The sequence below is a fragment of the Saccharopolyspora sp. NPDC003752 genome, from assembly GCF_053605825.1.
The window spans coordinates 81438-103230 of sequence record NZ_JBSGJZ010000016.1 but is presented as its reverse complement, the minus strand read 5'-3'; the positions used below and the strand labels follow the sequence as shown (position 1 = coordinate 103230).

At 70.0% G+C, this 21793-nt stretch carries 19 protein-coding genes; 9 read left to right on the top strand and 10 right to left on the bottom strand.

Annotated elements, in window-relative coordinates:
• Window positions 1–8: 8 nt before the first annotated feature.
• The 3 genes from ACWEV3_RS21925 (at window position 9) to ACWEV3_RS21915 (ending at window position 4935) form a co-directional block, all read left to right on the top strand.
• The gene (locus ACWEV3_RS21925) at window positions 9–2666 is read left to right on the top strand and encodes a sugar-binding protein (protein ID WP_452615678.1); all 2658 of its coding nucleotides are present in this window, start codon (window positions 9–11) and stop codon (window positions 2664–2666) included.
• Between the two features lie 265 nt (window positions 2667–2931).
• Window positions 2932–3522, top strand: coding sequence for a hypothetical protein (locus tag ACWEV3_RS21920; protein ID WP_452615677.1), 591 nt, complete (start codon window positions 2932–2934; stop codon window positions 3520–3522).
• Between the two features lie 210 nt (window positions 3523–3732).
• A complete protein-coding gene (locus ACWEV3_RS21915) occupies window positions 3733–4935 on the top strand; it encodes a damage-control phosphatase ARMT1 family protein (protein ID WP_452615676.1) in 1203 nt (400 codons plus the stop codon).
• A gap of 123 nt (window positions 4936–5058) precedes the next feature.
• Here ACWEV3_RS21915 and ACWEV3_RS21910 read toward each other — a convergent pair whose 3' ends face one another.
• Both ACWEV3_RS21910 and lhgO read right to left on the bottom strand, forming a co-directional pair.
• A complete protein-coding gene (locus tag ACWEV3_RS21910) occupies window positions 5059–6375 on the bottom strand; it encodes an MFS transporter (protein ID WP_452615675.1) in 1317 nt (438 codons plus the stop codon).
• 80 nt (window positions 6376–6455) lie between these two features.
• Window positions 6456–7703: an L-2-hydroxyglutarate oxidase gene (gene lhgO, locus ACWEV3_RS21905; protein WP_452615674.1), complete on the bottom strand. Its 1248-nt coding sequence runs from the start codon at window positions 7701–7703 to the stop codon at window positions 6456–6458.
• Window positions 7704–7781: 78 nt separating this feature from the next.
• Between lhgO and ACWEV3_RS21900 the strand changes: the two genes are divergently transcribed.
• Both ACWEV3_RS21900 and ACWEV3_RS21895 read left to right on the top strand, forming a co-directional pair.
• Window positions 7782–8432, top strand: coding sequence for a GntR family transcriptional regulator (locus ACWEV3_RS21900; protein WP_452615673.1), 651 nt, complete (start codon window positions 7782–7784; stop codon window positions 8430–8432).
• A 159-nt stretch (window positions 8433–8591) separates the two neighbouring features.
• The gene (locus ACWEV3_RS21895; protein WP_452615672.1) at window positions 8592–9746 is read left to right on the top strand and encodes a PucR family transcriptional regulator; all 1155 of its coding nucleotides are present in this window, start codon (window positions 8592–8594) and stop codon (window positions 9744–9746) included.
• Window positions 9747–9810: 64 nt separating this feature from the next.
• Here the strand turns inward: ACWEV3_RS21895 and ACWEV3_RS21890 are convergent, their stop codons facing one another.
• Together ACWEV3_RS21890 and ACWEV3_RS21885 are read right to left on the bottom strand one after the other, a co-directional pair.
• Window positions 9811–11013 carry an amidohydrolase family protein gene (locus ACWEV3_RS21890; protein WP_452615671.1) on the bottom strand — a complete coding sequence of 401 codons (1203 nt, stop codon included), beginning with the start codon at window positions 11011–11013 and terminating at the stop codon, window positions 9811–9813.
• On the bottom strand, window positions 11010–11972 hold the full coding sequence (locus ACWEV3_RS21885) for an adenosine deaminase (RefSeq protein WP_132479989.1): 963 nt from the start codon (window positions 11970–11972) through the stop codon (window positions 11010–11012). Before ACWEV3_RS21885 ends, ACWEV3_RS21890 begins: the two co-directional genes overlap by 4 nt.
• A 229-nt stretch (window positions 11973–12201) precedes the next feature.
• On the opposite strand from ACWEV3_RS21885, the gene ACWEV3_RS21880 reads away from it, so the two are divergent.
• The 4 genes from ACWEV3_RS21880 to ACWEV3_RS21865 are packed head-to-tail and all read left to right on the top strand — an operon-like array spanning window position 12202 to window position 15573.
• Entirely contained in the window at window positions 12202–13257 is a 1056-nt protein-coding gene (locus tag ACWEV3_RS21880; protein ID WP_452615670.1) for an ABC transporter substrate-binding protein, read from the top strand.
• Window positions 13254–14024: an ABC transporter ATP-binding protein gene (locus ACWEV3_RS21875; RefSeq protein WP_452615669.1), complete on the top strand. Its 771-nt coding sequence runs from the start codon at window positions 13254–13256 to the stop codon at window positions 14022–14024. Before ACWEV3_RS21880 ends, ACWEV3_RS21875 begins: the two co-directional genes overlap by 4 nt.
• Window positions 14021–14773: an ABC transporter permease gene (locus tag ACWEV3_RS21870; protein WP_452615668.1), complete on the top strand. Its 753-nt coding sequence runs from the start codon at window positions 14021–14023 to the stop codon at window positions 14771–14773. Before ACWEV3_RS21875 ends, ACWEV3_RS21870 begins: the two co-directional genes overlap by 4 nt.
• Window positions 14770–15573 carry an ABC transporter permease gene (locus ACWEV3_RS21865; RefSeq protein ID WP_452615667.1) on the top strand — a complete coding sequence of 268 codons (804 nt, stop codon included), beginning with the start codon at window positions 14770–14772 and terminating at the stop codon, window positions 15571–15573. Before ACWEV3_RS21870 ends, ACWEV3_RS21865 begins: the two co-directional genes overlap by 4 nt.
• A gap of 29 nt (window positions 15574–15602) precedes the next feature.
• Here ACWEV3_RS21865 and ACWEV3_RS21860 read toward each other — a convergent pair whose 3' ends face one another.
• From ACWEV3_RS21860 to ACWEV3_RS21835, 6 genes are all read right to left on the bottom strand, one after another.
• Window positions 15603–17153: an MFS transporter gene (locus ACWEV3_RS21860; RefSeq protein ID WP_452615666.1), complete on the bottom strand. Its 1551-nt coding sequence runs from the start codon at window positions 17151–17153 to the stop codon at window positions 15603–15605.
• Between the two features lie 248 nt (window positions 17154–17401).
• Window positions 17402–18934: a bifunctional transcriptional activator/DNA repair enzyme AdaA gene (locus ACWEV3_RS21855; RefSeq protein WP_452615665.1), complete on the bottom strand. Its 1533-nt coding sequence runs from the start codon at window positions 18932–18934 to the stop codon at window positions 17402–17404.
• A 147-nt stretch (window positions 18935–19081) separates the two neighbouring features.
• Window positions 19082–19447 (bottom strand): RNA-binding S4 domain-containing protein, encoded by a 366-nt coding sequence (locus ACWEV3_RS21850; protein WP_165967949.1) that lies wholly within the window; start codon window positions 19445–19447, stop codon window positions 19082–19084.
• Between the two features lie 53 nt (window positions 19448–19500).
• On the bottom strand, window positions 19501–19965 hold the full coding sequence (locus tag ACWEV3_RS21845) for a hypothetical protein (protein WP_452615664.1): 465 nt from the start codon (window positions 19963–19965) through the stop codon (window positions 19501–19503).
• A gap of 193 nt (window positions 19966–20158) precedes the next feature.
• Complete coding sequence (locus tag ACWEV3_RS21840; RefSeq protein ID WP_452615663.1) at window positions 20159–20542, bottom strand: DUF397 domain-containing protein; 384 nt, start codon at window positions 20540–20542, stop codon at window positions 20159–20161.
• Window positions 20539–21501 carry a helix-turn-helix domain-containing protein gene (locus tag ACWEV3_RS21835; protein ID WP_452615662.1) on the bottom strand — a complete coding sequence of 321 codons (963 nt, stop codon included), beginning with the start codon at window positions 21499–21501 and terminating at the stop codon, window positions 20539–20541. The genes ACWEV3_RS21840 and ACWEV3_RS21835 overlap by 4 nt, the downstream gene beginning before the upstream one ends.
• Between the last annotated feature and the right edge of the window lie 292 nt (window positions 21502–21793).

Sequence of the window (21793 nt, the reverse complement as noted above, 5' to 3'; positions counted from 1 at the left end):
GTGGTTCGGTGCCATCGGTTCGTGCTGGTTCGATTGTCGTGCTGGCGGCTGCGCTGGGTGCCGGGGTGCTGGCGCCGCCCGGCGCCGCGCAGCCGGGTCCCGCCCAGGACCTGGACGTCCTCTTCGTCGGCGCGCACCCGGACGACGAGGCATCGCTGCTGTCGACGTTCGGCCGGTGGCGCCACGACCACCAGGTGCGCACCGGCGTCGTGACCATCACCCGAGGTGAAGGCGGCGGCAACGCGGTCGGGCCGGAGGAGGGACCGGCGCTGGGCCTGCTGCGCGAAGGGGAGGAGCGGCGCGCGGTCGGCGGCCTCGGCGTCACGGACGTGTACAACCTCGACGAGCCCGACCTCTACTACACGGTGAGCGCCCCGCTGACCGAACAGGCCTGGCGCCACGACGACGTGCTCGCGAAGCTCGTCCGCGTCGTGCGCCAGACCAGGCCCGAGGTCGTCGTCACCATGGATCCCGCGCCCACGCCGGGAAACCATGGCAACCACCAGTACGCCGCACGGCTCGCGCTCGAGGCGTACCGCCAGGCCGCCGATCCCGCGGCGTTCCCCGAGCAGATCGACGACGAGGGCTTGGCGCCCTGGTCGGTGCGCCGGGTGCTGTCGAACGCGGCCGGGGCGGAAGAGGAGGTCCAGGGACCGGACTGCGAGAGGCGCACCACCCCGGCGGATTCGCCCGGGTCCGAGTACTACGTGCACGGGATCGCCGGTGACATCAACTGGGAGCAGCGGGAACGCGCCGCCGAACGCGAGTACAGGAGCCAGGGTTGGGCCGGCCGGCCGGACATCCCGGCCGATCCCGCGCAGGTCGGCTGCGATCACCTCACCGAGATCGCCAACCGCGCGCCGCACGCGCCAGGCGCGCAAGGCGCGGACGCGCCGCTGCTCGGCGCGCTGCTGCCGATTCCCGGTGGCCTCCCGGTCGGCACCGGGCTGGCCGCGACCGCGGAGCGCCAGCGGATCACGCCCGGCGAGCGCACGCAGGTCCGCGTCGAGGTGACGGCACCGGCGGAAGCGGCGCTGCAAGCGGGCCGGGTCGCGCTGGATCTGCCGCCGGGGTGGGAAGCCCGGGGCGACGGCGCGCACGGGACGATCGAACCGGGAGCGACCGCGCGAGTCGACTTCGCCGTGACCGCGCCGCCGCGGCAGGCCGCCGCGCGCGTGCCGGTCCCGGTGCGGATCGAAACCCCGCAGGGACGCGCGGAGAGCGAGCTGCGGTTCGACGTCGTGCCACCGGTCGTGGCAGAGCAGGCGCCGCTGCCGGGTGTCGCGGAGTTCCAGCGGTGGACGACGCAAGCGGGATTCCCCTTGCTTGAGAACGAGGTTCCGCCGATCCAGACCGTTCCGGCGCTCGGTGAGCGCGACGTTCAGGTGATCGTCCGCAACCACAGCGCGCAGCCCCGCTCCGGCGCGGTTCGGTTCGCGCCGCCGCCGGGATTCGACGTGCCGAACGCGGAGCAGCGGTTCGAGCAAGTCGGTCCCGGTGAAACCGCGTCGCTCACGTACGAGGTGCGCAGCACCGACCCCGGGATGCCCACCGGGATGCAGGGCGGCGACCACGCCTACACCTTGACCGCCCGCACCGACGACGTGAGGAGTGAGACCACCGCAGCCCTCGAACTGGTACCGGCCACGACGATTCCGCAGGCCGGATCGGATCCGGTGGTGGACGGCGAAGCCGGACCCCAGGAGTACCCGGGCGCCCCGCTCGACGTGTCCGCGCTGTGGGAGGGCGAGCAGTGCTCGGCTCCGGATTGCGCCGCCACGGCAAGGCTGTCCTGGCGCGGTGACAAGCTGTACGCACTGGTCGACGTCGTGGACGACGAGCAAGGTGCGTTGCTGGCTCCGGAGGACTGCAAGCGGCACTGGCGCACCGACGCGGTCGAGATCACCATCGACCCGAAGGCGGACTCGGAGAACACGTCGAGCACCTTCAAGGTGGCCGTCCTGCCGTCCACCAGCGGGGCCGGAAGTCCTTGCTATGCAAGGGATGCGGACAACCACCAGGGCCCGGGCGAGGAGACCGCGCCGGGCTTGGAGCTCGCGTCGAAGCCGCGCGGGGGCGGTTACGCGGTCGAGGTGGCGATTCCGCTGCAGGACCTGCCGGGATCGGTCGATCCCCGGCGCCTGGGGCTGAACGTCCTGGTGTACGACTCGGACACGCAGGACCTCACCGGCCAGTCCCGGATCGGCTGGTCCACCTGGGGCGGCGTGCAAGGCGACCCGTACCGCTGGGGCCACGCGCTCCTCCAAGACCGGCCCGCGGGAGAACCGACCCCGCCACCGGCCCCGGTGCTCCCGCTGGACGCGCTGTCCTCGGTGGACTCCCCGGGTTCCATCGAGCAAGCCGTGCGCCTGAACACCTCGCTGGGCGGTGCCCCGCAGGCGGGCGATTCGGCGACTCGGCTCACGAGCGCACGAGCCGGTGGAGGCGAGATCCACGCCGGCCTGGAGGCGAACGGCCCGGGCCGGATCCACCTGTTCGCGGTGGACGCCGACGGAGCGATCCTGGCGGACCGAGAGATCGAAGTGGACGGCCGAGGAGAGCGAACCACGACGATCGCGGTCCCCAACGGCAAGCCGACGCGGCTGCTAGCGGGATTCACCACCCCGAACGGAGCCACGGCGGCATCAGCCGCCGAGATCAGGTAGGCAGCGCGCGGAATCACCGGAACGGCCGCATCGCCGGAACGGCCGCTCCCGCGCCCAGAGTCCCGGTGTGTCCGCAATTTCAATGGAAATCGGACCTTCGATTTCCATTGAAATTGCGGGAGTTGTCCACAGGCGGGGGAGGTTGTCCACAGCCGTCGGCGTGTCGTGATGATGCCGGCGGCGAAGGTCCGGGTCTGGCGAAGGTCCGGGTCGGTTGGGGGAAAGCCCCGATGACCACGGGACCGGGCCGGGCCAGGGTCGGTGCATGACGTTCTCACGTGCATGTCTGATCGCGGCGCCGCTGTGCTTCGCCGGGTACGGTGTCGTTCGCCTCGTCGGGAGGATGGACGGGCAGTACGGGCCTGGTCTCGACTGGCAGGTCGCCCACCTCGTGAACCTCGTCGGCCTCGCGTTGCTCGTCCCCGCAGTTCTGGGGCTGCGGAGGCAGTTGCCAGGGCGCGGTCGCACGTTCTGGACCGTCGTCACGTTCGTCGGCGTGGGTACCTCGGTCGTTCAGTTCGTGATCGACGTCGTGGCCGGGCTGCTGGCATCCGACAAGGCCGGGATGAGCGCGATCAGCGCTCAGGTCAGCGCCATCCCGGGTGCGCGCGTCGTGTTCTACGTGGTCGGGCCGCCCTTGCTGTACGTCGGACTGCTCGCCTTGACGATCATGCTGGCCAGGGCGAAGGCGGTCGCGTGGTGGTGCCCTGCGCTCGTCCTGGTCGGATCGATCCTGCCCGTCGTGTCACTCGACCTGATTCCGATCGGAGCCCTGTGCGTCCTCGCCGCCGTCGTCCCGCTCGCGCGCGGGCAACTCAGCGCCCGGCGCCGCGAGATGGCCGCGGCAGGAACGTGACGGGGCCGCGCCCCGGTCCGGCGCGGCCCCTTGTCCGCCCGGGTCAGAAGTCCGTGCTGGTCAGCTTCGCGATCTTGGCCCGGTGGAGCCTTCTTCGGCACCTCGAACTCCTCCGCTTCGGGGCGTGTCGGCGGGACCCGCAGGTTGCCCCGAACGTGCGACGCGGACGTCTGATGTGGACACTTGCACCGCATGCGTAGGCTTCGGCGGGTGGATGGGCACGAGGCGGGAGCAGTGGTGGGACCGGAAGCGCCGTTGATCACGATCGGGGTGCCGGGTTCGTTCGCCTGGAAGGTGTTCCACGAACGCCACCCGGTGATGATCGAGCAGCTGTGCACCGCGTTCCCCTACGGGACGGGCGTGCGCGGCAGGCTGGCGGAGCTGCTGCGCGAGACGACCGGGGGAGTGGTCGAGCCGCTCGGCGATGACGCGCCCGACGACGGCGTTTGGGCGGCCTGGGCGGCGGACCGGCTGGGCAGGCCGTGGTCGGACTGCTCGTTCCTGTGGGCGGAGAGCTACTTCTTCCGCAAGCTGCTCGCAGCCGTCGGCTACTTCGAGCCCGGACCGTGGCGCGGGATCGATCCGTTCGCTCCGATGAAGGAAGCGGAGCTCCGCAGCGCCGGCACCGCCGAGGCGCTGGCGGCGCTGGACGCGTTGCCGCAGCTGAGCGAGGCGGATCGCGATGACACCGTGGTGCGGGCGGCGGTGTGGGGAAACCAGGCCGACCTCGCGTTCCGGATGTCGGCGGGCGCCGAGGGCGCCGCGGCCGGGTTGGTGACCGGCGACAGCCAGGTGTTCTGGTCGTTGTTCGGCGAGCCCGGCCCGGTTCACCTCGTCGCCGACAACTCCGCCGGTGAGCTGGCCGCCGACCTGGTGCTGACCGATCACCTGCTGGCGACCGGCCGAGCGGACCGCGTCGTCCTGCACGTCAAGCCGACGCCGTACTACGTCTCCGACGCCACGCCCGCCGACGTCGTCGGCGTCCTGCGCCACCTGGTGGGCCTCGCCGGGGAGGTGGGCGCGGTCGGGCAGCGGATCTGGGACGGCCTGCGGGACGGGCGGATCGAGGTGCGCGCCCATCCGTTCTTCTGCGCGCCGCTGGACTACCGCGCCATGCCGGCCGATCTGCGCGCCGAGCTCGCGTCCGCGTCGGTCACCATCATGAAGGGCGACCTGAACTACCGGCGCCTCGTCGGCGACCGGTACTGGCCCGCCACCACGCCGTTCGCCGACGTCGTCGGCCACTTCCCGTCCCCGGTGGTCGCGTTGCGGGTCCTCAAGTCGGAGGTCGTGGTGGGCCTCGACGACGCGACCGCCGCCGCCCTGGACGGCACCGGCGATGCCTGGCGGACCAGCGGCTCCCACGCGCTCATCCAGGCGGCGGCTGCCGGTGATGCGGCGGTCACGCGTTGACCCGGAAAGCGGCGACGATGGAGTCCGCCGGGCTCTGAAAGAGAGCAGTCGTGGGCCCGAGAACGACAACGCCCTCGGCGCGATACCGAGGGCGTTGTCCCAACGTCGACGGGAGAACGCGGATCAGCGTTCGGCGTGCCGCTTCGTCTGGTCCAGAAGGGCCGCCAGGACGACCAGGGCGCCACTGGCGATCAGGATCAACGACACGCCCCAGGTGGCGTGGCTTTCGCTGGCGCCGACGATCGCCAACGCCAGCACCGGTGCCAGCCCTCCGGAGATGGCGCCGCCGAACTCTCGCCCGACACCGACCCCGCTGACGCGCACGGAAGCCGGGAACTGCTTGGACAGGAACGCTCCCTGCGGCGCGAACATGGCCGGTGCCAGCACGCCGGTGGCGATCACCAGGCACAACCAGATCGCGGTGGTGTCCCGGGTGTCGAGCAGCACGAAGAACGGGAAGGCGAACAGGGCCGATGCGACGCCGCCGGCCAGGACTACGCGACGGCTGCCGAAGCGGTCGCTCGCCCAGCCGAACACCGGCGCCATGACGATCGCGGCAGCACTGGCCAGCGCGATGCCGAACGCGCCCACATTCGCCGCGACGCCTTGGAATTCCGACAGGTAGGCGAGGGAGAAGGTCTTGAAGATGTAGCTGAGGGCGTTGTACCCGAGCGCGATCCCCATCACGACGAGCAGGCCGCGCCAATCCCGCTTCAGCAGCGTGACGAGCGGGATCTGCGCCTTCGCCGGCTTTTCGGCACCCTGCTCGAATGCGGGGGACTCCGGAATCCGGCGTCGCACCCAGATCCCCACGCCCACCAACGCGAAGCTCGCGATGAACGGGATGCGCCAGCCGCCGGACCGCACGAACTCCTCGCTGACGCTGGTCAGCGCACCGACCGTCAGCGACGACAGGAGCAGACCGACGTTGAGTCCGAGCGCGGGCCAAGCTCCCTGCCTGCCGCGCCGGTCCGAGCTGGCGTGTTCGTAGGCGACCACCGCCGCGCTGCTGTACTCGGCGCCGGAACCCAGGCCCTGCAGGACTCGCAGGACGACGAGGGCGATCGGGGCGAGCACGCCGATGGTCTCGTAGGTGGGGAGCAGGCCGATCAGCCCGGTCGCGGCTCCCATCAGCACGAACGTCATCATCAGGACGTTCCGGCGGCCGATGCGGTCGCCGAGGTGGCCGAACAGCAGCCCGCCGATCGGCCTGGCCAGGAAGCCCACCGCGAACGTGGCGAAGGCGGCCAGCGTGCCGGTCGAGCCGTCGGTCTTCGGGAAGAAGAGGCCGCCGAAGACCAGCGCCGCCATCGAGGCGTAGAGGTAGAAGTCGTACCACTCCAAGGCGGAACCCACGATCGTCGCGGTCGCCACCCGTCGGCGGGTCGAGCTTTCGTGCAAGCCAGAACCGGGATCGGGCTTGGAGAGCAGGTCGGTCATGAAGCGATCCTCGATCGTCGTTGAAGGAGAGAACTGGCGGCCGGGCGCAGCACGTGGTTGCGCCGCAAGGGGCTCGCGGGTCAGATTCCGGCCGGGGACTCGCGCACGGTCCGGGCGATGTCCGTCAGTCCGAGCCGGTCGAAGGCTTCGGCGGCGATGTGGCTGCCGATGAGCAGGCTCGACGTCGCCGCCGGGGACGGGGCGTTGAGCACGTGGATCGCGTGCGAGGTGTGGCTGATGACGAAGTCGTCGACCAGCTCGCCGGTGGGCTTGACGGCCTGCGCCCGCACACCGCTGCCGTGCCTGCGCAGGTCTTCGCCGTTGATCTCCGGGATCATCCGGCGGACTTCGCGGACGAACAGCGGCCAGATCAGCGATCGGCTGATCTCAGCGAGGCCGTAACGCCAATAGCGCCGGGCGAGCCCGCGCAGGGCGGGATCGCGCAGCAACTCGCCGAGCATGCGCGGGTCGACGTCGCGCCACCGGTAGCCCTGGCGCGCCAGGGCGGGCACGGCGTTGGGCCCCACGTGCACGGTGCCGTCGAGCATCGGCGTCACGTGCACGCCGAGGAATGGGAGATCCGGGTCGGGAACCGGGTAGACCGGGTTGTTGATCAAACTTCGGCGAGCCGGGCGGATCTCGGCGTACTCGCCGCGGAAGGGCATGATCCGCACCGGCGGCCGGTGCCCGCTGGCCTCGGCGATCTTGTCGCTGTGCAGGCCGGCGCAGTTGACGATGATCCGCGCCCGGACTTCGCCGGTGGGGGTGTGGACGACGGTCCGGTCGCCGGCGGCGGTGAACGACCGCGCCGGCGAGTTCGTGCGCAGGTCGGCGCCTAGTTCGGCGAGCTCGGCAGCGAAGGCACGGCACACCTGGCCGAAGTCGGTCATCGCGGTGTCGGCGACCGCCAGCGCGCCGACACCGGCGACGTGGGGTTCCCGCTCGGCGATCTCGCCGCGGCTCAGCCGCTGCACCGTGACGCCGTTCTCCCGGCCCCGGGCTTCGAGCGCGTCCATCCGCGGCAGCTGCTCTTCGGCCGTGGCGACCACGATCTTGCCGGTGCGCTTGACCGGCACGCCGTGCTCGTCGCAGTAGCGGATCATCGCTTCTCCGCCGGCGCGGGCCAGCCGCGCTTTGAGGCTGCCCGGTGCGTAGTACAGGCCGCTGTGGATCACGTTGCTGTTGTGCCCGGACTGGTGCGCGCCCCACCGGGATTCCTTCTCCAGGACGGTCACGGAGGAATCCGGATGCGCGCGCAACACCGCCCTCGCCGTTGCCAGCCCGAGCAATCCACCGCCGATGATTGCGACGTCGACGTCACCGGACATCCGGAAACCTTCCCTTCGAGTTGATTCGCAGCGAATGTATACAGTCGCTGCGGATTGGGCAAGGGGTATCCTGGCGCAGTGACTCGTGCAGCCCGGACCAGCAACAGCGCCGAGGTGATCGCCGCGCGGCTGCGGAAATCCATCCGGGGTGGCGAGCTCCTCCCCGGCACCCGCCTCGTCCAGGAGCAGCTGGCAGGTGAGCTGGAGGTCAGCCGCATCCCGCTGCGCGAGGCGCTGCACGCCCTCGCCGCCGAAGGCCTCATCGAGGTGCAACCGCAGCGCGGCATGATCGTCGCCGAGCTCAGCCACGGCGACATCGCCGAGCTCTTCGAGCTGCGTCTCCAGCTCGAACCCCACCTCGCCGACGAGATCGTGCGCGGCTGCCGCGAACGCGACATCGACGAACTGCAGGCCATGGCCGACCGGATGCGCGAGAAGGGCGCGGACGCGGCGGGCCGCGCGTCCCTCAACTACCAGTTCCACCGCCGGATCTACGAGATGTCCGAGCGGCGGCTGGCGCTGCGCTTCATCGACCAGCTGCTGCACCTCGTCGAGCCCTACAGCCGCCGCTGGGTCCGCTCCGGGCGCGACCTGAAACGCATCGACGACGAACACCAGGCGATGGTCGACGCGCTCAGGGCCCGCGACGCGGAAGCGCTGCGCCGCACGATCACGGCCCACGTCGAGGGAGGCCGGGACCACGTCCTCGCCGCCCACGACGAGCCCTGAGCGGCACCCGGCATCGCGCGGCGTACCGGGCCCGTCACCGGCTGTTCATCATCGTCCACAACGGACACTCGACGGCCCGCCGGAGCCGACCGTCCTTGGCGCGGACCACGGCCTCCATGATGTGCTACCTCGGCGACCGACCGGAGTTGAGGAGAGACGATGAGGCTGCGCGAGCTGGTGCACGAGTTCGACCTCGGGTTGTCCGTCGTGGAAGCGGGCGCGGCCGGGCTCGCCGGCGAGGTGCGCCGCGCCTACGTGACGGACCTGCCGGATCCGAGCCGGTTCCTGCTCCCCGGCGACCTCGTGCTCACCAGCTGCCTCTGGTACCGCGATCCCGCCGACAGCCGGCCGTTCGCCGCCGCGCTGGCGCGCAGCCGGGCGGCCGGGCTGGTCGTCGGGCTGCTCGTCACCAGGGCGATGCCCGCGGGCCTGGTGGCCGCGTGCGCCGAGCTCGGCCTGCCGCTGCTGGTGATCGCCGAGGACCGGTCGTTCACGCCGGTCTGCGAGATCGTGCTGGCGGAGAAGCAGCGGCTTTCCCTGCAGCAGGGGCAGATCGCCGACCTCGTCGGCGTGCTCGGCTCGGACACCGCGGCGCCCGGCGAGGTGTCGGCGCACCTGCGGATGCTCGGCGCCGACCCGCACCTCCCGACGGTCGTGGTCGCGGCCTCGGCCGGCCCCGGCGACGGCCTGGCGGAGAACCTCGCCGACCTGCTGGCGGCGCCTGGCCGCCGCCTCCTCGTGCACGCCGACGACGACAACGCCGTGCTGCTGGTCAACGGCGCGGCGGAGCACCTCGACGGCGTGGCCGCCGAGTTGTCGGCGGCCGAGCTGCCCGGCCGGAACCGGCTGCTGGCGGGCGTGAGCGAGCCGACCGCCAGCGTCAGCGACCTGGGTTCGGCGCTGGAGATCGCCCGCCGGCGGCTGCGTTCCGCGCGGGGCCACGGGCCCGGCCGGGCGCCGGTGGTGGTGTCCGGGTCGAAGGTCGATTCGCACGCCGTCCTGCTGTCGGCGTTACCGGCACGGCTGCGCCGCTCGTTCCGGCACCACATGCTCACGCCGCTGGCCGACTACGACGCCGTGCACGGCTCGGACCTGATCGGCACCCTCACGTCGTTCCTCGAATCCTGCGGTTCGTGGCAGCGCTCCGCCGAGGAGCTCCACGTGCACGTGAACACGCTCCGGTACCGGATCCAGCGCATCGAGCAGCTGACGGGCCGAAGCCTGTCCTCGATGCGCGACCGCGTCGACCTCTACCTCGCGCTCACCTGCCTGGACGTCGCCGAGAACAACCAGCCCGCAACGGGCACGGCCTAGCGGCACGAGGTTCGTGAGTGCTCGTTCCGCTAGGAACCGGTTTCGCACTCACGAGCCCTCGCCGTCAGGACGGGAGTTCGCCGGCGACGAGGACGCCGCGGCAGACGACCGCGACGATGTTCTCCGGCGCCAGGTCGGCCGCCCGCTCCCAGGGCCTGCCGCGCAGGACGATGAAGTCCGCGCCCAAGCCCGGCGCGATCCGCCCCGTGACGTTCCCGAGGCCCATCGAGGCGGCGGCGTCGGACGTGGCCGCGCGCAGCGCGGTCTCCGCGTCGAAGCCGAGGACCTCGGTCATCCGGACCACCTCGGTCAGCTGGTCGCCGAACTCCACGAAGTAGCCGCTGGCGTCGGTGCCGAGCACGAACCGCACCCCGGCGCGCGCCGCGGCCCGGAACAGCTCGTCGCGGCGGGCGACCAGCTCGGCGGCCTTGTCCCTGGCCTCCGCGCTCGCGGCGGCCTCGCCCCGCGCGATGATCTCGTTGATCAGCAGCGTCGGCCCGACCGGCGTCCCGCGCGCGGCCAGCACCTCCGCCTGCTCCGCGGTGAGCTCGGTGCCGTGCTCGATGGAGTCCGCGCCTTCTTCCAAGGCGATCTGGATGCCGATCTCCGAGTGCGCGTGCGCGGACACGAGCATGCCCAGCGCGTGCGCCTCATCGATGGTCGCCCGGAGCTCCTCGCGGGTGTGGTTGCGCCAGCCGACCTTGTCGCCGATCGACAGCACCCCGCCGCTGGTGAAGATCTTGATCCCGGTGAGCCCGGCCCGCGCCCAGGTGCGCACCAGCTTGCGGCACTCGTCGGGGCTGTCGGCCAGCGGCGCCCGCTCCTTCACCGCGGGCGGGACGAACAGGTCGCCGTGGCCCGCGGTCATCCCGACCGGGCCGCTGACCAGCAACCGCGGCCCCGGCATGATGCCGAGGTCGAACGCCCGCCGCGCCGCGGCCTGCGCCTGGTCGCCCGCGAGGTCCCGCAGCGTCGTGACGCCCCGGCGCATCGCCTTCTGCGCGTTCGCGGCCGCGTGCAGCGTCTGCTCCTCGCGCGTGGTGACCAGCGGGAAGGTGAACGTGTCGGTGCCGCCGTCGCCCTCGCCGGCGAAGCCGAGCAGGTGGACGTGCGTGTCCACCAGGCCCGGCAGCACGCACAACTCCGGCCAGCGCTCCTCGGCGGCGGGGGTGACCTCCTCGATGCGGTCCGGCGCCCACACCAGGTCGCTGACCCCGACGTCCCGGGTTCCGTCCCAGATCCTGATGCCGTCCAGCCGATGCGTCATGCGGTCACCTCCGCCTTCCAGCGGGCCTTCTGCTCCGCCGGGGCGAAGCAGGCGTCGAACGAGTTGCGGGCCAGCGTCGCGAGCTGCTGGTCGTCCAGGCCGAGTTCGCTGCGCAGCGCCGCGAAGTTGTCGTCGACGTAGCCGCCGAAGTAGGCGGGGTCGTCGCTGTTGACGCAGACGAGCAGGCCCTCGTCGAGCATCGCGGGCAGGACGTGATCGGCCAGCTCGCCCACCACCCGGAGGGCCACGTTGGACAGCGGGCAGACGGTGAGCGGCACCTGCTCCTCGCGCAGCCGCCGCACCAGCTTGGCGTCCTCCATCGCGCGGATCCCGTGGTCGATCCGCTCGACGCCGAGCACGTCCAGCGCCTCCCACACGTAGTCGGGCCCGCCTTCTTCACCGGCGTGCGCGACGCGGTGCAGCCCCTCGGCCGCCGCCATCCGGTACACCTCGCGGAACAGCGACGGCGGGTGGCCGACCTCGGCGGAGTCCAGTCCCACGCCGATGAACCGGTCGCGGAACGGCAACGCGGCCCGGAACGTCTCTTCCGCGGCGTCCGCGCCGAGGTCCCGCAGGAAGCACAGGATCAGATCGGTCGAGATGTCGCGGGCGTCGTCCAGCGCGCCGGAGAGGCCCGCGAACACCGCCTCCAGCGGCACGCCGTTGCGCAGGTGGGTCTGCGGGTCGAAGAAGATCTCGGCACGCCGCACGCCGGCCTGCGCGGCGCGCGCCAGGTATGCGCTGGTGAGGTCGTAGAAGTCCTGTTCGGTTCGCAGCACCGGCAGGTTCGCGTAGTACAGGTCGAGGAACGACTGCAGGTCGGTGAACCGGTACCGGGCGCGCAGCTCGTCGATGTCCGTGGTCGGCAGCTTCACCCCGTTGCGCGCCGCCAGGCGGACCAGCATCTCGGGCTCCAAGGTGCCCTCGATGTGAATGTGCAACTCCGCCGTCGGCAGCATGAACGCTTCTCCTCCCACCGTCATCGTCCCCACAGCCAACCGGAACCGCCCGTGCGCCGCTTCGGCGGATCGCCCAAGGTTTTCCCCACGTGCCCCGATCGGGCCTGCAACTTCGACACAGCACCGTAACGTCCTTGTAGGACTCTCCAACGATCGCGTCCGGACCGGGCCGGATCTTTCGTCTGCGCGCACATGGATCGCGCCTGCGCCGTTTGTTTGACTGCCACGCATGATTAACCTCCGGTCTGCCGGCCGGCCCCTCGACCGGCGTCGATTCCTCCGTCTGTCCGGGCTGGCGCTGGGCGGCTCGGCGCTGCTGTCGGCCTGCGGCGGCAACGCGTCGAGCGGTTCCTCCGGCGGCTCGGTGTCCATGCAGCTGTCCTGGGTGAAGAACGTCGAGTTCGCCGGCCAGTACTTCGCCGACAGCCGCGGCTACTTCTCGCAGGCGGGCTTCGAGCGGGTGGAGCTGCTCGCCGGGGGCGCCGCGGGCACCTCGGCGGAGGCGGCGATCGCCACCGGCCGGGCGTGGATCGGCGTGTCCGCGCCGCTGATCACCGCCCCGGCGATCAAGCAGGGCGCGCCGCTGAAGATCGTCGCCGCGACCTACCAGAAGAACCCGTTCGCGGTCGTGTCGCTGGAGAAGAACCCGATCCCCGACGCCAAGTCGATGATCGGCAAGCGGATCGGCGTGCAGGACGGCAACGACCTCGCCTTCACCGCGCTGCTGAAGGCCAACGGCATCGACCCGGGCCAGCTCACCCGCGTGCCGTTCCAGTTCGACCCGACGCCGATCACCACCGGCCAGATCGACGGCTACCTCGGGTTCTCCACCAGCGGCGCCGCCACGCTCGCCCGCCGCGGCGTCCCGGCGACGCAGTTCCTGTTCGCCGACAACGGGTTGCCGCTGGTCGGCGAGACGCTGATCGTGTCGCAGCAGACCATCGACGAGGAACGCGACAAGCTGAAGGCTTTCCTGAAGGCGATGGTGCGCGGCTGGAAGGACGCCATCGCCGACCCGGCCGGCGCCGCGCGCCTCGCGGTCGACCAGTACGGCAAGGACCAGAACCTCAAGGCCGACGAGCAGGAGGGGATGATGCAGCGCCAGGCCGAGCTGATCGTCTCCGACGACACCAGGACGAACGGGCTGCTGACCGTCTCCGACGAGCTCATCGGGGCCAACATCGACTCGCTCAAGTTCGCCGGGATCGACATCGCCGCCGATGACCTGTTCGACCTCGCCCCGCTGCGCGAGGTCTACCAGGAGAACCCGGACCTGCTGCGGTGACCGAGGGAATTTCGCTGTCGGGACTGGGAAAGCGCTTCGCGCTGCGCAAGAACCCGGTCACCGCGTTGGAGAACGTCGACCTGCACACCGAGCAAGGGGCGTTCCTGTCGCTGCTCGGGCCGTCCGGCTGCGGCAAGTCCACGGTGCTGCGCATCCTCGCCGGGCTCGAAGAGCCCACGACCGGCACCGCGCTCGTGCACGGCGAGACGCCGCTGGAACTGCGCAAGCACCACCACCTCGGGATCGCGTTCCAGGACTCGGCGCTGCTGCCGTGGCGCAGCGTCGCGACCAACATCCGGCTGCCGCTGGAGGTCGCGGGCCTCAAGCCGGAGCCGGGGCTGATCCAGGAACTGATCGAGCTGGTCGGACTCGGTGGCTTCGAGAAGGCGAAGCCCGCGCAGCTCTCCGGCGGGATGCGCCAACGCGTGTCGATCGCCCGCGCCCTCGTGGTCCAGCCCCGCGTGCTGCTGCTCGACGAGCCGTTCGGCGCGCTGGACGACATGACCAGGCAGCGGCTCAACCTGGAACTGCTGCGGATCTGGACCGAACGCCCGGCCACCACGCTCATGGTGACCCACGGCATCTCCGAGGCGATCTTCCTGTCCGACGTCGTCGCGGTGCTCAGCCCGCGGCCCGGCCGCGTCCTCGAGGTCGTCGAGATCGACCTGCCCCGCCCGCGCACCCCGGAGATGATGCGCACGCCCGAGTTCCACGCGCTGCACGACCACATCTCCGAGCTGCTGTTCACCGCCCGGACCGCCTCATGACCCGCTGGCTGGGCGGCGCCGCCGGGATCGCGGCGCTGGTGGCGCTGTGGTGGGTGCTCGCGGCGACGGTGTTCGCCGGCGGCGGCGCGGTGCCGACGCCGCTGGCCGTCGTGCAGCAGTTCGCCGAGGACGGCTGGCAGTTCTACTGGGACAACGCGAGCGTCACCCTCGGCGGGGCCGGAATGGGCTACCTGTGGGGGAATCTCATCGCGCTGGCGATCGCGATGGTCGTGCTGCTGTTCCCGGTCACCGAGGGCGTGGCCACCCAGCTCGCGGTGGTCAGCTACTGCATGCCGCTGACCGCGATCGGCCCGATCATCCTGGTGGTGTTCGGCGGCCGGACGCCCACGATCTTCCTCGCCGCGCTATCGGTCTTCTTCACCACGCTGGTCGGCTCGCTGCTCGGCCTGCGCGCGGCCGACAAGGCGAGCCTGGACGTCGTGACCGCCTACGGCGGCAACCGCTGGCACCGCCTGGTCAAGGTGCAGCTCGTCGCCGCGCTGCCGGCGGTGCTCAACGCGCTGAAGATCGCGGTGCCCGCGGCGCTGCTCGGCGCGATCATCGGGGAGTACCTCGGCGGTGTCGACAGTGGACTCGGCGTGGTGCTGACGGTGGCCCAGCAGCAGTACGTGGTGCCGCGCACCTGGGCGCTGGCCGTGGTGTGCGGGCTGCTCGCCGGCGTCGGCTACGCGCTGCTCGCCGTGCTCGGACGCCTGATCACGCCGTGGGCCAAGGGGGAGCAGGGATGAGCACGTTCGCCCGATCCGCGATCCGCCTGCTGATCCCGATGGTGGCCTCGGCCGTCGTCGTGGTGCTGCTGTGGATCGCGTTCCTGGAGCTGTTCGACATCAACTCGATGGTCGGAAAACCGCCGTCGGCGGTGTGGGAGTACCTGGTCACCGACGACGACGCGGCTGCCAACCGCGCCACCGTCTTCGGCAACCTGGCGGTCACGTTGCGCGACGCGAGCCTCGGCTTCGTCGCCGGCCTGGTCGCGGCGATCGTGCTCGCGGTGGCGTTCTTCCTGGCGCGCGGCGTCGAGCAGGCCGTCATGCCGGTGGCGATGCTGCTGCGCTCGGTGCCGCTGGTGGCGATGACGCCGCTGATCATGCTGGTCTTCGGCCGCGACGCCGCCGGCATCGCCGTGATCGGCGGGATCGTGGTGTTCTTCCCGGCGCTGGTGAACCTGGTGTTCGGCCTGCGCTCGGCGCCGCGCCCGACGATCGACCTGGTCACGGCTTACGGCGGCGGCAAGGTGACGGTGCTGCGGAAGGTGGCGGTCCCGGCGGCGCTGCCCGCGCTGTTCGCCTCGGCCCGCATCGCGGTGCCGGGCGCGCTGATCGGTGCGCTGATCGCGGAGTGGCTGGCCACCGGCCAGGGCACCGGGGGAGCGATCCTGCGCGCGGTCGGCGGCTTCCGCTACGACGAGCTGTGGGCGTCGGTCGTGGTCCTCACGGCGACGTCGATCGTGCTGTACACGCTGGTGGGCCTGGTCGAAACGGCGGTGGTGACCCGCTTCTTCCCGGACCGGGCCGGGAAGAAACCCTGACGGCGCCGAATCCTCCAAGGCCGGCGTTGCTATGCCTTTGCCTCGGCATGCGGCGGTGCCTCGGTGGCGGTGGTCCGCGTCTCCGATTGGCCAGGACGTATGAGCGCGAACGTGGCAGCCGCCCCCAGCAGGGCTACCGCAGCGCCAACGATGAACCCGGCGCGCATGCCGGTGGCGAAGGCGTGGTCGGCTGCGGCGCGGAAGGCGCTGCGCAGCGGATCGGGAACGGTGGCGGCCGCGCCGCTGATGTTGCCAGTCGCCACTTCCATGGTGAGCGCACCGAAAAGATGATCGAGGCCCTGGGCTGCCAGGTCGTTGGAGACCACGGCGGACAGCACCGCTCCGATCCCTCCGAAGCCCGCTGTCATCCCCACGATCCGCATGGTGGAGTTGATGCCCGAAGCCATTCCGGAACGGTGCGCGGGGACGATGCTGATCGCCACGTTGCTCATCTCACCGTTGATGAGCCCGGTCCCCAGACCGCTGACGAAACCTCCTACCGCGTAGCCCGTCCACTCGCTGTGCAGCGGCGCGAAAGCCAGGGCAACAGCACCGATGGCGACCAACAGCTGACCGATTCCCAGCAGCGCACGGGATGAGACGACGTGTGCCAGACGTTCCCCCAAGGGCCCGGCGACGAACAGCGGAACGGCGAACGGGAGCATCGCCATGCCTGCCTCCAAGGGGCTGTATCCCAACACCCCTTGGAAGTACAGCGGGGTGTAGAGGAACAGGCCCCAGAAGGCGACCGAGAGGACCAAGGGCACCACGCTGGCGCCGAGGAACGTCCGGTCGGCGAACAGTCGCAGATCGATTAGCGGGTAGGGCTGGCGCAGCTCCACCGGCACGAAGATGACGGCGATCGCGGCTGCCGCGACCGAAGTGCAGATGATGGTGGGGCTGCTCCAGCCGATCTGAGGGGCTGTGACGATCGAGTAGACGACGAGCAGTACCGCACCGCTGAACAGCACCAGGCCCTTCAGGTCGAGCCGCGTGGCATCGGGGTCCTTCGAGTCGCGGGTGCCCAGCAGCCCCAGTACCAGCATGGCGATGCCGAAAGGCACGTTGAGCAGGAACGCCCATCGCCACCCGCCCACGTCGACGGCGAACCCGCCGATGAACGGTCCGAGAGATGCCCCGAGCCCGGAGGCGACGCCGAAGACCGCGAACGCCCGAGCACGACGTGGTCCGGCGAATTCCTGGGTGAGCAGAGCAAGGGAAGAACTGAACATGCCTGCGGCGCCGATGCCTTGAGCTACTCGCCCGACGTTCAGCCACAGGACCGCAGGGGCCAGGCCGGCCAGCAACGACGCCGCGGTGAAGACGGCAAGGCCGAACAGGAAGACCTTGCGGCGCCCCAAGAGATCGGCCAGGCCGCCTCCGGCCATCAACAGTGCCGCGAACGCCATGGTGTAACCGTTGATCACCCACTGCTGATCACTGAAACTGATCGAGAATTCCCGGTGGATATCGCGAAGAGCTACGGAGGCGACTGTGTAGTCCAGCGGCAACAGGAATGTCGTGACGCTGCTGACGATCAATGTGGCCGTGGAATGATTCAGGCGCGTTTTCTGGATCATTTGATTCCTGGTTCGGATTCGGGATGCGCTGTGGGAAGGCGAAGTTCGGTATCGAGCTCGGCCGAGGAATTTGGAACAGCGCGGTCTGGCGTTTCTGGTCGATCACCGACGGGGGAATTTGCGCAGGAGGCGACGTTTTCCATTCCTGATGCGCCGGCCTGGTGCAGCGATGCCGCCGTAGGGCTCGGCCCGGCGATGAGCTTTCCTCGATGCGTGTTCGCCGTTGCGGTCTCGTCCGGCAGGCGACGTCATGCCGCCAGTGCCGTGTGTCCCCGCCCGGTGTCAGAGGCCAATTGCTCGTAGTCGTGGCCGTGGTGGTTCCAGAGGTGCATCAGTGCATAGGACCGCCAAGGACGCCAGCGCTCGGCGCGCCGTGTCGCAGAAGCCAGGTCGGTCGGTGCACCGAGGTCTCGGAGGGCATGTCTGGTCGCCGACGCCTGTGCGAGGAAGACATCCGGATCCTTCAGCGCGCGCATCACCAGGTAGGCAGCCGCCTGGCCGCTCAGACCTGCCTGCTTCAGCCGGCGTTCCGTGTCCGCCCTGTCGCCCCCGTTGCTGAGCACCAGTTCTCCCGCGGCTACAGCTGAGGCGACAGCTCGCAGCAGCCGCGCAGACTCGGGGCTGAGCACATCGGTCAGTTCCGCTTCGGCCAGCGCCTCGGCGGTGGGGAACAGATGGGTCACCGATCCGGTCGGCGAGGGCAGTTCGCGTCCGTGCCGGAGCGTCAGCGCGGCCGCAGCCTCCCGACTCGGCCCCCTCGGCAAGGTCTGCCGCAAGGCGGTGAGCAACAGCAGTTCCTGGGTATCGACCGCTCCGGGTACGCGCAGGCCGGGGCTGGCCACGACCAGCGGAGCCGTCAGCGGTTCCGCAACGAGAAGTTCGGCGATCGCCAGCGGATCGGCATCCAGATCCAACAGCCGACGGCACCGATGTATGGCGGTGGCCAGGTCCCGGACGTCTTCCAGGCGGAACTCCGCCTCCACACAGCCGGTTCGCGGGATCAGGACGACCACGCCCGCGCCGTGCGGCAGTTGCAGCGCTCGGCGATAGATGCCTCCTTCGACCTCCTCGACACCTGGAATCGTCCGCGCAGCGAAGAAGCGCAGCAGCGCTGGCCCGTCGAACGGTTCGCGGACCGAGAGGCGCACGCTGATGGTGCCCGCAGCGGACGGGGCAGGGGAGGTCGCCATGTTCCGGAGAGCTGTGGGAGTGCGATCGAAAATCGCGGTCATGGTGTCGTTGAACTGGCGGATGCTGGAGAAACCCGCGGCCATCGCCACGTCGGTGATGCGAAGACGGGTTGTTTCCAACAGGATTCGGGCCGTCTGCGCCCGCTGAGCCCGTGCCAGGGCTTGCGGGCCGACACCGATTTCGGCCCTGAGCAACCGGTGCAGATGTCGCTCGGTGTAGCCGAGCTGCGCGGCCAGTCCGCTCACCCCGTCCCGGTCGCAGACGCCGTCTGCGATCAGCCGCATCGCCCGGCCGGCGACATCGGCCCGCAGGTTCCACTCCGGAGAGCCGGGACTGGCGTCCGGGTTGCAGCGCTTGCAGGCGCGGTAGCCGGCGGATTGCGCTGCGGCTGCGCTCAGGTAGAACCGCACGTTCTTCCTCATGGGGCAACCTGGGCAGCTTGGACGGCAGTAGATGCCGGTAGTGACTACAGCGGTGTAGAACAGCCCGTCAAAGCGAGTGTCTCGGCTGAGGGTGGCACGCCAGCAGCGTTCGAAATCGAGCACGATGAGGACCTTCCCAGACTGGACGTGCGTGGCGCTGGCAGCCATCGGACATGCACGGCACGGGGAGCTGGGGCATCATCGCTGGCCTCGCGCTCCCAAGCCAGCGGCCTCAGCGGCGGTGGGCCTGGGAAAACGGCCGTGGTGACCCGCTTCTTCCCGGATGGAGCGGGAACTGACCGCTGACGGCGCTGTTCAGGCGCCCCGCTCGCGGAACTTGTCGATCATCCGGCGGTCGCGCTTGGTCGGCCGCCCGGCACCGCGCTCGCGGCGGGCCACCGGCACCGAGGTCTCCGGCGGCGGAGCCGGTGTCCGGTCGATGTAGCAGGTGGAGGCATCGGCCGCGCCGACGCGCCGCTGGATCACCCGGACGACCTCGACGACGCGGGTCCGGTCGCCGACGCGGGCTCGGACCTCGTCGCCGGGACACACGGTGGTCGCGGGCTTGGCGGGGCGGTCGTTGACGCGCACGTGCCCGCCGCGGCAAGCGGCGGCGGCGTCCGGGCGGGTCTTGGTCAGCCGGACGGCCCAGAGCCAGCGGTCGATACGGGTGGACTCCACAGCACCACATGATGTCACGGCGACCCGGCGCGATCGGTCGACCGGCCCGCCGATCAAGGTTGACAGGTGTACTCGGCGCTCACGTCGACCGTCTCGGCGCCTGGGTCGTACCGGGCGATGATCAGGTAGTCGTCGCTGCTGTCCACCGAGACGTAGACCATCTCCGCGATCTCGGGAGTGCTGCGATTGTGGTCGAGCCAGTTCGAGCGACCGCGCCATAAGGTTTCGACGGCATCGAGGTACTGGCGTGCCTGCTCGGGACTGACGCGCGTGGCTTCGGTCGCGGCTCTGGCCTTGGTAGTTCCGTAGAAAGTCTTGTCGTCATCGTCCGTCCCTTCGCAAGGGAGGTCGGCACCGGCCGATGCGCTTGCGAACTGCAAGGCGGTGGAGCCGGCGGACTGGGTCGCCTGGAGGTCGGCCTTCGCCCGGTCCAACGGCGCAGGGCCTTCGGGCGCGCAGCCTGCGATGAAGCAACCAACGGCGACGGCAATCGCGGCGAACCCTCGTCGACCCAGCACGTTATCTCCTCGGTGAAAGCGGCGTTCCCGGTATTGGGACGTCCGGCAGCCCAGGAGGTTGATCGGCGCGAACGAAGATCATCGAAGGCGTTCGGTTGCTCGATCGCGCCCTGCGGCATCTGCTGTCCGGTAACGGGGCCGCGAGCCTTCTGGACCGCCACGGCAACCCAGAACCCTCACGGCCCCGAGCAGATCAGGCCGCTGGCCGGACGGAGCGCGGCAGGTCGAACTCCCCGGCACGGACCCCGGCCACGAAGGCGTCCCACTCCGCCGCTGTGTAGCGCAGGGCTAACGAGCGCGCGGGCAGCGGCTGGAAATCGGCTCCGCCGTCGGCGTGCCGCACGATGCGGATGGCGCGGTTGGTACCCCTGGGAACCAGCCCGGCGACCTCGGCGAGCACGGTCGGCCACTCGCGGCCGAGCACGTCGATGACGGGACCTTCGCCGCGGTCCTTCGAATCCCGGACCTGCACCAGATCATCTGCGAAACGGATCTCGACGCAGGCTTGCGATGGGTTGCTGAACGAACTCTTGAACCAGCCGGTTGTCGGCTTCGGGGACGAGGCAGCGGTGTTCATGACTTCTCCATCTCCTTGCGGACCTGATGGATCATCTCAAGCGAAGCATCGAGATCCAGGGCGCGTTCGGCCGCTTCGTCGAAGCTGGCGCTGAGCTCGCGAACCACGTGCGGCTTGTCGATCAGCGATCCGGTTGTCACCGACTCCTGCCAGACCATGTCGGGTAGCCACCGCGAATCGAACGACAGCAAGACGAGTCCGCCTCCGATGATCGGATGCGCGCCAGCCGTGTAGGGCATGACGTGGATCTTGAGGTGGTCGCGGCGCTCTTCGCTGAGCTTTGCCAAGCAAGCGAGCTGGTTGGCCATGACGTCGCGACTGCCGACTTCTTGCCGGAGGGCGGTTTGGCCGATGATGACCGTGCAGGCGAGCGGATCGGGACCTTCGAGGCGCATTTGCCTGGCGAGTCGGGATTCGACGCGGGGACCTACATCAACCGGCTTGATGTAGGGCGAACCGCCGCGAACCATGGCACGGGCGTAGTCGGCGGTCTGCAATGGACCGGGAATCGTCTCGGGTGCGTACTCGCGCGTCGCAGTCGCACCAGCCTCTAGACCCAGGAAGCGCAGGAAGTCTTCCGAGTACATGCGGGCGTAGTCGTCCCACCAGCCGCGCTGCTCGGCTTGGGCGCGCAGCTCTTCGAGTTCCGCGCGCTCGTCGTCGGAGAGCTCGTAGACGCGGGCCAGTTCGTCGAGCTTGGTCGCGGTGAGCTTGCGCTTGGCGATCTCGATCGACGACATGTTGTTGCCGCCGATGCCGGTCTGCTTGCCCACCGCCGCGGCCGTGAGCCCGAGCTGTTCGCGACGTTCGCGCAGCCGCATTCCCAGCTCAAGAGCCCGAACGGTGCTCGAAGCAGGTGGTTGTCCCATCGGTGCAGCTCTCCTGTGGTCGGGGGCGGTCGGCAGATCGTCGATCTCAGTATCACAAGCGGCGACGTGCACCCGATCGATCGATGTCACTCTGAGTGTTCTCACGATAACTTGAGTGTACTCACGATGTTATTGAGATCTAGTGAGGTTTTCTCAACTTTTCTCAGGATCAGATCCGCTTCACCCGAGGAGGGGCAATGCAGGAGTCACGAACGATGCCGTGGACATGGATATCGGAGAGCGGCGAGGTTCGGTACGTCCAATACCGCCCGGGCCTTGTCCCGGAATGGTGCCGGTTCTCCCACATCCTTTGCCGCACAACGGATTCCCTCATCATCTCGTGGTGCGGTCAGTTCTTCGAGCTCGACGAAGTCGAGGAGTG